Genomic DNA, 10,272 nt, shown 5'->3' on the forward strand with positions numbered 1-10,272 from the left:
ATTTTTTATTGTTTTCCAGTTACATAATCATAAACAATATCCTCAATTTCCTCGTATAAATCAATTTCAATATTTGAATGAGTCACCGTTTGAATATGTTTCACTAGCATTTCCTGATCTTCTTTTGATATTGGACTGCATTGATATTGCTGAAAACTTTTTATAATCATTTTCTCAATTAATTTTTCGTTCATATTTTTCCTCGCCCGTATGTACGTATGTATTGTTTTATTGTACTTGAAGTGAAATAAAAAACTACTATGCAATGTTTCTGTATAAAAATTCGGTTGAGTATATTATTTTTCTAGTAAAATTAAGTTTTTTTAGATTTAAAAATTTATAAATATTTAATTGACTCTATAAATATACAATATTATAATCATACTTAATTTAAAGAATCGATATGAGGAGGAACTTATGAAAGTCGCAATTATTGGAGCCACTGGATATGGGGGCATTGAGTTAATTCGTTTATTAGAACAACATCCATATTTTTCGATAGCATCTCTCCATTCTTTTTCACAAGTTGGTGAGTGTATAACAAATGTATATCCGCATCTTCGAAATGTCCTTTTTCATACGTTACAAGAAATTGATGTGGAGACGATAGGAAAAGAAGCAGAAATCGTATTTCTAGCAACACCAGCAGGAGTATCGGCGGAGTTAACTCCCAAGTTATTAGCAGAAGGTTTAAAAGTAATTGACCTATCTGGAGACTTTCGTATGATAGATCCTTCGTCATATGAACTGTGGTATAAAAGGCCAGCAGCGAAAGAAGAAATTCTAAGAAAAGCAGTGTATGGATTAAGTGAATGGAAAAGGAATGAGATTCAAAAGGCAAATTTAATTGCAAACCCAGGATGTTTTGCTACAGCCACATTGCTAGCGATAGCGCCGTTAGTACGTAGCGGCATGATTGAAGAAGATTCGATTATTATTGATGCGAAATCAGGGGTATCAGGAGCAGGTAAAACACCAACAACAATGACTCATTTTCCTGAGCTATACGATAACTTACATATTTATAAAGTAAACCAGCATCAGCACGTTCCAGAGATTGAGCAAATGCTTACAGAATGGAATAGTGAATTACAGCCAATTACATTTAGCACACATTTAATACCGATATCACGAGGAATCATGATTACACTTTATGCAAAAGTAAAACAAAAGATGGAAATAAAGCAACTTCAAAAATTGTATGAAGAAACGTATGAACAATCGCCTTTCATCCGAATTTGTATGCAAGGGGAATTTCCAAGTCCAAAGGAAGTGAGAGGCTCAAATTATTGTGATATTGGCATAGCTTACGATGAAAGAACAGAAAGAGTTACGGTCGTTTCTGTTATAGACAATATGATGAAAGGCGCGGCTGGGCAAGCGATTCAAAATGCAAACATAATAGCGGGACTAGAAGAGACAACAGGTTTACAACATATGCCGCTTTATCTATAAGGGGGACATGATGATTAAAGTAGCGTCTATTACAAAATTAGAAAATGGTTCAATTGTAACGCCGAAAGGCTTTTCGGCAATTGGTACTGCAAATGGTTTAAAAAAGGAGAAAAAGGATTTAGGGGCAATCGTTTGTGATGTACCAGCATCATGTGCCGCTGTGTATACAACGAATCAAATACAAGCAGCTCCTTTGCAAGTAACGAAGGATAGTATAACGGCAGAAGGGAAATTACAAGCTATTATCGTCAATAGTGGAAATGCAAATGCTTGTACTGGAATGGAAGGATTGCAAGACGCTTACGAGATGCGTGCATTAGGGGCAGAACATTTTGGGATGAAAGAAAATTACGTTGCAGTAGCTTCAACAGGTGTAATTGGTGTTCCACTGCCGATGGATATAATCCGAAAGGGAGTTGCAACTCTTATACCGACGAAGGAAGAAAGTGAAGCATATTCTTTTTCGGAAGCAATTTTAACGACGGATCTTATAACGAAAGAAACTTGCTATGAAATGATTATTGATGGGAAGAAAGTGGCGATTGCGGGTGTTGCAAAAGGTTCAGGGATGATTCATCCGAATATGGCAACGATGCTTAGTTTTATTACGACAGATGCTCATATAGAGCATGACGTATTGCAAACAGTGTTATCCCAAATTACGAATCATACATTTAATCAAATTACGGTAGATGGAGATACTTCTACGAATGATATGGTCATCGTTATGGCAAGTGGATTATCAGAAACAAGACCGATAAATATGGAACATACAGATTGGGAAACTTTCGTATGTGCTTTACAGCAAGTATGTGAAGATTTAGCGAAAAAAATTGCGCAAGATGGTGAAGGAGCTACGAAGTTAATAGAAGTAAATGTGCTAGGAGCTCAAACGAATGAAGAGGCAAAAAAAATTGCAAAGCAAATAGTCGGTTCGAGTCTTGTGAAAACAGCAATACATGGTGAAGACCCAAACTGGGGACGAATTATTAGCAGTATTGGACAAAGTGAAGTAGCTATTAATCCAAATACAATTGACATTACTCTTCAATCTATATCGGTATTAAAAAATAGTGAGCCTCAAACATTTGCTGAAGAAGAAATGAAAGAGAGATTACAAGAAGATGAAATAGTCATTAATGTGTATTTACATTTAGGTGAAGAGAAAGGATCAGCTTGGGGCTGTGACTTAAGCTATGAATATGTAAAAATAAACGCTTGTTATCGTACATAAGGAGAGGGAAGATGAGCGAATATATTGTAGTGAAATGCGGCGGTAGCATGTTGGCTCAATTAAATGATGTGTTTTTTGATTGTATAAAGAAATTACAGCAGAAGTATAAAGTAGTGATTGTCCATGGTGGCGGCCCAGAAATTGATGCTAAATTAAAAGATTGCAACATCAAAGTAGAAAAAAGAGATGGATTACGAGTGACACCAAAAGAAGTTATGGATGTTGTTCAAATGGTGCTATGCGGAAGTACGAATAAAAAACTCGTAATGAATTTACAAAAGCATAATTTACTTGCGGTAGGTTGTTCAGGGTGTGACGGCAATTTACTTCAAGTTGAACCTGTCAGCGAGGAGATAGGATATGTGGGAGAAGTAAGTTATGTCGAAACGTCCTTACTAAAAGGGCTAATGAATATGAATTATATTCCTGTTATTGCTCCAATCGGGGTAAATGGTAATGAAATTTATAACATAAATGCGGACAATGCTGCAGCTGGGATAGCGGCCGCGTTAGGGGCAAAAGAGCTCATTTTTATTACGGATGTAGATGGAATATTACATGAAGGGAATTTGGTAAAGGAAACGGATGAATCTGAAATTGTTACTTTTATAGAAACAGGTGTTATTACAGGTGGGATGATTCCGAAAGTACAGGCGGCACTAGCATCATTAAAAATGGGAGTGCAAAAGATAAGTATTGTGAATGGTACAAAAGATTTTACTGAAGTTACAGGAGAGTGTATTGGAACGACGGTAACGAAAGGCGTGAGTATCGTATGACAAGTCATCTTTTTCAAACGTATGGCAGAAGAACTATCGAGTTTGTAAAGGGAACTGGAACGAAAGTTATTGATAATAACGGTAAGCAATATTTAGATTTCACATCAGGAATTGGCGTATGTAATTTAGGGCATTGTCACCCTACTGTTTTGAAAGGTGTACAAGAGCAACTTGATGATATATGGCACATATCTAACCTGTTTACAAACAGCTTACAAGAAGAAGTTGCGTCATTATTAACAGAAAATAGAGCATTAGATTATGTGTTTTTCTGTAATAGCGGGGCAGAGGCAAATGAAGCAGCTTTAAAGTTAGCGCGGAAGCATACTGGAAAATCTCTCGTCGTAACATGCCAGCAGTCTTTTCACGGTAGAACATTTGGAACGATGAGTGCAACGGGCCAAGATAAGGTAAAAGAAGGATTTGGTCCATTACTTCCATCTTTTTTACATATCCCTTTTAACGATATTAAAGCATTAGAGGAAGTAATGAATGAAGAAGTTGCGGCGGTAATGGTAGAAGTTGTTCAAGGAGAGGGAGGAGTAATACCTGCTGATCTATCTTTTTTGAAAGGGATTGAAACATTATGTAATAAGTTCGGTTCCTTATTTATTATAGACGAAGTACAAACGGGGATAGGAAGAACTGGAACACTATTCGCTTATGAACAAGTGCGAATAGAGCCTGATATCGTTACCGTTGCAAAGGCACTTGGGAATGGGGTTCCTGTCGGAGCAATGATTGGCCGGAAAGAGCTCGGAACGTCGTTTACTGCAGGATCACACGGTTCAACTTTTGGTGGGAATTACATCGCGATGGCTGCAGCGAAAGAAGTATTGCAAGTAAGTAAAAAACCATCGTTTTTAAAAGAAGTACAAGAAAAGGGCGAGTACGTATTAGAGAAGTTGCAAGAGGAATTACAACATGTCGAATGTATTCAAAATATACGTGGTAAGGGGCTTATGATTGGGATTGAGTGTAAGCATGAAGTTGCAAGTTTTATAGAACAACTAGAAAAAGAAGGACTTCTCGTATTACAAGCAGGGCCTAATGTTATAAGACTATTACCGCCACTCATTGTCACGAATGAAGAGTTAGAACAGGCAGTATATATAATAAAAAAAGTAGTTTGTACAAAACACGTATCAATCATATAAGGGGGAAGTTTCATGTCAACTGTACAAGTACCGAAATTAAATACGAAAGATCTTTTAACACTAGAAGAATTAACGAAAGAAGAAATTATTTCTTTAATTGAGTTCGCTATATATTTAAAAAAGAATAAGCAAGAGCCTTTATTACAAGGCAAAATATTAGGGCTTATTTTTGATAAGCATTCAACTCGTACTCGCGTATCTTTTGAAGCGGGAATGGTACAGCTCGGGGGACATGGTATGTTTTTAAGTGGGAAAGAGATGCAAATGGGGAGAGGAGAAACCGTTTCAGATACTGCGAAAGTATTATCGCAGTATATTGACGGGATCATGATACGTACATTCTCACACGCGGATGTAGAAGAGCTTGCAAAAGAATCGAGTATTCCTGTTATTAACGGTTTAACGGATGATCATCATCCTTGTCAAGCATTGGCAGACCTCATGACGATATATGAAGAAACAAATACATTTAAAGGAATAAAATTGGCTTACGTAGGTGACGGAAATAATGTATGTCATTCATTGTTGCTAGCAAGTGCAAAAGTCGGAATGCATATGACTGTTGCAACGCCTGTAGGATATGAACCGAATGAAGAGATTGTAAAAAAAGCGTTAGCGATTGCCAAGGAAACAGGAGCTGAAATTGAAGTTTTGCATGATCCTGAATTAGCGGTGAATGAAGCAGATTTCATTTATACTGACGTTTGGATGAGCATGGGGCAAGAGGGCGAAGAAGAGAAATATTCTTTATTTCAACCTTACCAAATCAATAACGAACTTGTTAAGCATGCGAAGCAAACATATCGTTTCTTACACTGTTTACCTGCCCATCGTGAAGAAGAAGTAACAGGAGAAATTATAGATGGACCACAGTCTATCGTCTTTGAGCAAGCTGGTAATCGATTGCATGCTCAAAAAGCGTTATTAGTGAGTTTATTTAAAAATGTAGAAGAGCCTTCCTAAAAGGGAGGTTTTTTTATATTAAAATGTCGGATGTATATTTGGTTAACCATTTCGATATCATTTATAATAAAAGAGAAAACTAAATTTGTTTTTCAGAGTGTGTAAGGACATACTACATATAAAAATATAGTTAAAGAGATGATGAGGGTGAAAACAACTAAGAAAACATATTCGTTTTTTCAGCGGATGTGGAGAATATTAAAGTTTCAATATTATAAGTTGCTTCGATCGCCAGAAGGCGCAAAGAAAGTATCGTTAGGGTTTGCTATAGGATTCGGCTTAGAAATGTTAGTCATTTATACGGCATCGCTCGTATATGTAATATTTTATCCAATCGTCAGGTTAGCAAAGGGATCTTTTCCTGCGGCAGTTATTGGCAATATTATTGGGAAAATATCGTTTCTCCCAGTATTTTTATTTCCGCTTGCGTATGCGCTAGGAAAAATGATTTATCCATTTCATGTACAGAAAATTCATCATGAACCATTTACGATATCGGATTTGTTTTCCAGTCACATTTTTACGATATTAAAGAGCTTATTACAAAGTGAAGTGTATGTATTAATTGGAATGACGATTTTAGGAGTTGTGTTTGGTCTCATTTCATATTTCGTTGTGCATTATTTATACGAAAAGAACCGTAAGTTACGCTTGAAGAAAAGGAAGAAACGAGTGAGAGAACCACTTGTACAATTATAAACAATGTCACATTCATTTTCTCCTTTGAATATGTTTAAGAAAAAGGAGGAGAGGATAATGTATTATTATTACGTACCTCAAGTATATCCATATGTAAATTATTATCCGGTTTATGATACGAGTAGACAATACGAATTATATCGGCAACAACAATTACAGCAAATACCACAATTACCACAACAACAGCCTACACAGGAAAAAAAACCATATTTAACAACATGGCCATATTCCAATGTGTACTATGGTAATTATTACGAATCATAAAGCTGCTTCTATTTAGAAGCAGCTTTATACGTTTGTTTTCAAAATTAAATTTTGAATGGTTTGAAGAGAATGAATGAGCTTTTCGCGCTCTTCCTCAGATAATGTTTGGAAATTTTCTTTTAGTTTGTCTAAAATGAATTGCTGATACTGATTTACTAATAATTTCCCTTCAGCTGTTAGAGAAATTAAAATGACCCGTCGATCTTTTTCGCTATAATGACGCTCTATTAGTTCTTCTTGAATAAGTTTGTTTAATAGAGGTGTCATGTTAGGCCGTGAAATCGCTAGCCGCTTGCCGATTTCGGAAACTGCTAATGTGCCGTTTTCATGCAAAAGCAGTAATACTTGTGTATGTGATGGCGGCATATGTCTTTGAGAAGAAAATTCTCCAGGAAGCATAAATTTGCGATAAAAAAGAGGCACTAGCGAAAGAAGATGATCAACAATACGTTCCCACTCGCGTGATTCCATATAAAGGCCCCCTTCCACTCTCATTGTAACAAAAAAGACATGTTATAAAAATAGAATTGTTTCATGGGAATTTTAATATTTGTAGGCCAACACTCTTTTTGTAAATGAATCGGCAATAATCGTATAGCCTTTATCATTTGGGTGTACTTGGTCAAAGAGCAATTCTTTTTTATCATTCGATATTAATTTACGAATTGGCAAAACGATAGATGGTTGATTCACTTTTGCAATGGAATAAACGGATTCATTCCAGCCGTCTAAAAACATATCTGCATAACTTGCGATGGAGTCATCGAGTTGTAACGGGTTATAGAGTTCAGAAAGAATGAGTAAAGCATCCGGATTTTGATCTCGGACTGTCTTTACAATATTTTTTACATCCGCTTCAAAATGAGCTTTTTCTTTATTTAACATTTTAATACCGTCTATAACACCGACATCACGATTTAAGCGAAATAAATTATTTCCCCCAATATTAATTGTAATGATATTTGCTGCTCTAATTTTTTGCTTTACATCTTCTGATTGAACTTTTTTAGCGAGACGATCTGTTGTAAGACCGTTTATCCCAAGGTTTTCTACAGTAATTGGTTTATGAGTTTGTGCTTCTATTTGTTTAGAGGCTAATTCAGCAAATCCACCTTGTGTCGATCCATATCCTTTAGCGAGTGAATCACCTAATACAAGATGATAAAATGATTCGTTTGTTTGCTTATCAATCCAATTTGGGGCAGATGTTTTTTCTGTTTTTTCTTCAGATTCATTTTGTTTTGTCTCGTCGTTCTTTTCAAAATAAGAATAAGAAATGATCAGAAGGAGGAGACAAACAATTGTTAAGATGACTTTTTTCATAAATTCATCCTCCTTGTAATTGGTAATTGTATCATATTCAGCAGTATTAGCAATGTAAGGGCATATTATATGTTTATGAAAAGTTTATAATAACTTTACAGAAAATTTGTTGAAGTTTGTCAAAAAATATTGACGATAGGAAAGAACTTTATATATGATAATGTCAGATAAGGTGAAATTTTAATTAGTGGGAGCTTTATTTCCTATTAATTGTTAGTCTTCATCAATCGAGCGTTTAAGGGGACTACTCGTTAGCGCAGGGTGAAATGAAAATTGTGTCTCTAATAGAAGAAAAAAGGTATGTGGTTAGAGACAGATAGGGATTCATTTCATTATTTCTGGTAATTGTATAAGGGGGATTTTTTGTGAAAAAGTCAAAAAAAATGCTAGCTGGAGCAACTCTTGCGATTGGTGTAATGGCACCGCAAGTAATGCCAGCAACAGCTCATGCAGATGAGAACACTGGGGAGAGTACAGTTAACTTACGAATTCTAGAAACATCAGATATTCACGTTAACTTAATGAATTACGATTATTATCAAACGAAAACAGATAATAAAGTAGGTCTTGTACAAACGGCAACACTCGTTAATAAAGCACGTGAAGAAGTGAAAAACTCTGTCCTATTTGATGATGGGGATGCATTACAAGGGACACCGCTTGGGGATTACGTAGCGAATAAAATAAAAGATCCGAAGAATCGTGTGGATCCTAGTTATACACATCCATTATATCGTGTAATGAATTTAATGAAGTATGACGTCATCTCTCTTGGGAATCATGAATTTAACTACGGTTTAGATTATTTAAACAAGGTGATTGAAAAAACGGATTTCCCGGTTATTAACTCGAATGTATATAAAGTTGACCATGATGATAAGGAAGAGAACGATGAAAATTATTTTAAACCATATCATATTTTAAAGAAAGAAGTAGTGGATGAAGCAGGCCAAAAACAAATAGTGAAAATTGGTGTAATGGGATTTGTTCCACCACAAATCATGAACTGGGATAAAGCGAACTTAGAAGGAAAAGTAAAAGCGAAAGACATCGTCGCAACAGCAAAAATAATGGCGAAAAAAATGCAAAATGAGGGTGCAGATATTATCGTTGCATTGGCTCATTCAGGCGTCGATAAGAGCGAATATAAAGAAGTAAATAAAATGGAAAATGCATCATATCATTTAGCAACACAAGTTCCAGGCGTAGATGCAGTATTAATGGGACATTCACATACTGAAGTGAAGGACGTATTTAATGGTGTTCCAGTTGTAATGCCGGGTGTTTTTGGTAGTAACTTAGGTATTATTGATATGCAATTGAAAAAGGTAAACGGAAAATGGGAAGTGCAAAAAGATCAGTCTAAGCCGCAACTTCGTCCGATTGCTGATAGTAAAGGTAATCCATTAGTAGAATCTGATCAAAAATTAGTTAATGAAATTAAAGATGAACATGAAAAGACAATCGAATATGTAAATACACATGTAGGTGAAACGAAAGCACCAATTAATAGTTATTTTTCATTAGTACAAGATGATCCTTCCGTACAAATTGTGACAAATGCGCAAAAATGGTATGTAGAACAAGAACTTAAAAAACCAGAATACGAAAAGATTAAAGATATTCCGGTTTTATCTGCAGGAGCACCATTTAAAGCAGGTGGCCGAAACGGTGCGACATATTATACTGATATTCCAGCTGGAACGTTAGCAATTAAAAACGTTGCAGATTTATATGTATATCCGAATACGTTATATGCTGTAAAAGTAAATGGGGCACAAGTGAAAGAATGGCTTGAAATGTCTGCAGGTCAGTTTAATAAAATTGATCCAAAGAAAACAGAAGAACAGCCGTTAGTAAATATAGGCTATCCTACATATAACTTTGATATTTTAGATGGCTTAAAATACGAAATTGATGTAACACAACCGGCGAAATACGATAAAGATGGAAAAGTTGTAAATGCAAATGCTAATCGTATTGTAAATATGACATATGAAGGTAAGCCAGTAGCTGACAAGCAAGAGTTCATCGTCGCTACAAATAACTATCGTGGAAGTAGCCAAACGTTCCCAGGTGTAAGTAAAGGGGAAGTTGTATACCAATCACAAGATGAAACACGTCAAATCATTGTGAAGTATATGCAAAAAATAAAAGATATTGATCCAGCAGCTGATCAAAATTGGACATTTAAACCGATTGTTGCAGATAAATTAAATACAACATTTGATTCTTCACCAAATGCACAAAAGTATATAAAGAAAGATGGAAAGATTTCATATGTTGGACCATCTGAAAATGAATTTGCGAAATATGCAATTGATATAACGAAGAAAAATGATGATAAAGAAACTGGTGAAGGAAATCCAACAACACCGCCAACAGGTGGTGGAGAAAA

At 35.5% G+C, this 10,272-nt stretch carries 11 protein-coding genes; 8 read left to right on the forward strand and 3 right to left on the reverse strand.

The genetic code is table 11. From position 1 onward, the window contains the following. Positions 1 to 5: 5 nt before the first annotated feature. Positions 6 to 194 (reverse strand): YqzH family protein, encoded by a 189-nt coding sequence (locus MR170_RS15560; RefSeq protein WP_001003222.1) that lies wholly within the window; start codon positions 192 to 194, stop codon positions 6 to 8. A 223-nt stretch (positions 195 to 417) separates the two neighbouring features. On the opposite strand from MR170_RS15560, the gene argC reads away from it, so the two are divergent. The 7 genes from argC (at position 418) to MR170_RS15595 (ending at position 6,551) form a co-directional block, all read left to right on the forward strand. Further along, positions 418 to 1,455, forward strand: coding sequence for an N-acetyl-gamma-glutamyl-phosphate reductase (argC, locus tag MR170_RS15565; protein WP_242308608.1), 1,038 nt, complete (start codon positions 418 to 420; stop codon positions 1,453 to 1,455). 10 nt (positions 1,456 to 1,465) lie between these two features. Beyond that, complete coding sequence (argJ, locus tag MR170_RS15570) at positions 1,466 to 2,689, forward strand: bifunctional glutamate N-acetyltransferase/amino-acid acetyltransferase ArgJ (protein WP_242308610.1); 1,224 nt, start codon at positions 1,466 to 1,468, stop codon at positions 2,687 to 2,689. 11 nt (positions 2,690 to 2,700) lie between these two features. Continuing rightward, positions 2,701 to 3,468, forward strand: a complete 768-nt coding sequence (argB, locus tag MR170_RS15575) for an acetylglutamate kinase (protein ID WP_226605053.1) — start codon at positions 2,701 to 2,703, stop codon at positions 3,466 to 3,468. Next, on the forward strand, positions 3,465 to 4,625 hold the full coding sequence (locus MR170_RS15580; protein WP_242308612.1) for an acetylornithine transaminase: 1,161 nt from the start codon (positions 3,465 to 3,467) through the stop codon (positions 4,623 to 4,625). The genes argB and MR170_RS15580 overlap by 4 nt, the downstream gene beginning before the upstream one ends. A gap of 12 nt (positions 4,626 to 4,637) precedes the next feature. Beyond that, complete coding sequence (argF, locus tag MR170_RS15585; RefSeq protein WP_000108861.1) at positions 4,638 to 5,588, forward strand: ornithine carbamoyltransferase; 951 nt, start codon at positions 4,638 to 4,640, stop codon at positions 5,586 to 5,588. Positions 5,589 to 5,726: 138 nt separating this feature from the next. Next, positions 5,727 to 6,287 carry a DUF2062 domain-containing protein gene (locus MR170_RS15590; RefSeq protein WP_002005691.1) on the forward strand — a complete coding sequence of 187 codons (561 nt, stop codon included), beginning with the start codon at positions 5,727 to 5,729 and terminating at the stop codon, positions 6,285 to 6,287. A 57-nt stretch (positions 6,288 to 6,344) separates the two neighbouring features. Continuing rightward, positions 6,345 to 6,551 (forward strand): hypothetical protein, encoded by a 207-nt coding sequence (locus MR170_RS15595; protein ID WP_016080355.1) that lies wholly within the window; start codon positions 6,345 to 6,347, stop codon positions 6,549 to 6,551. 24 nt (positions 6,552 to 6,575) lie between these two features. Here MR170_RS15595 and MR170_RS15600 read toward each other — a convergent pair whose 3' ends face one another. Together MR170_RS15600 and MR170_RS15605 are read right to left on the reverse strand one after the other, a co-directional pair. After that, the gene (locus tag MR170_RS15600; protein WP_000445819.1) at positions 6,576 to 7,022 is read right to left on the reverse strand and encodes a MarR family winged helix-turn-helix transcriptional regulator; all 447 of its coding nucleotides are present in this window, start codon (positions 7,020 to 7,022) and stop codon (positions 6,576 to 6,578) included. Between the two features lie 72 nt (positions 7,023 to 7,094). Beyond that, entirely contained in the window at positions 7,095 to 7,874 is a 780-nt protein-coding gene (locus MR170_RS15605; RefSeq protein WP_242308613.1) for a GDSL-type esterase/lipase family protein, read from the reverse strand. A 365-nt stretch (positions 7,875 to 8,239) separates the two neighbouring features. On the opposite strand from MR170_RS15605, the gene cpdB reads away from it, so the two are divergent. Further along, the coding region (gene cpdB / locus MR170_RS15610; protein ID WP_242308614.1) for a bifunctional 2',3'-cyclic-nucleotide 2'-phosphodiesterase/3'-nucleotidase at positions 8,240 to 10,272 on the forward strand (2,033 nt) is incomplete at its 3' end.

It is taken from the genome of Bacillus cereus group sp. BfR-BA-01524 (genome assembly GCF_022662595.1).
Lineage (GTDB): Bacteria > Bacillota > Bacilli > Bacillales > Bacillaceae_G > Bacillus_A > Bacillus_A thuringiensis_S.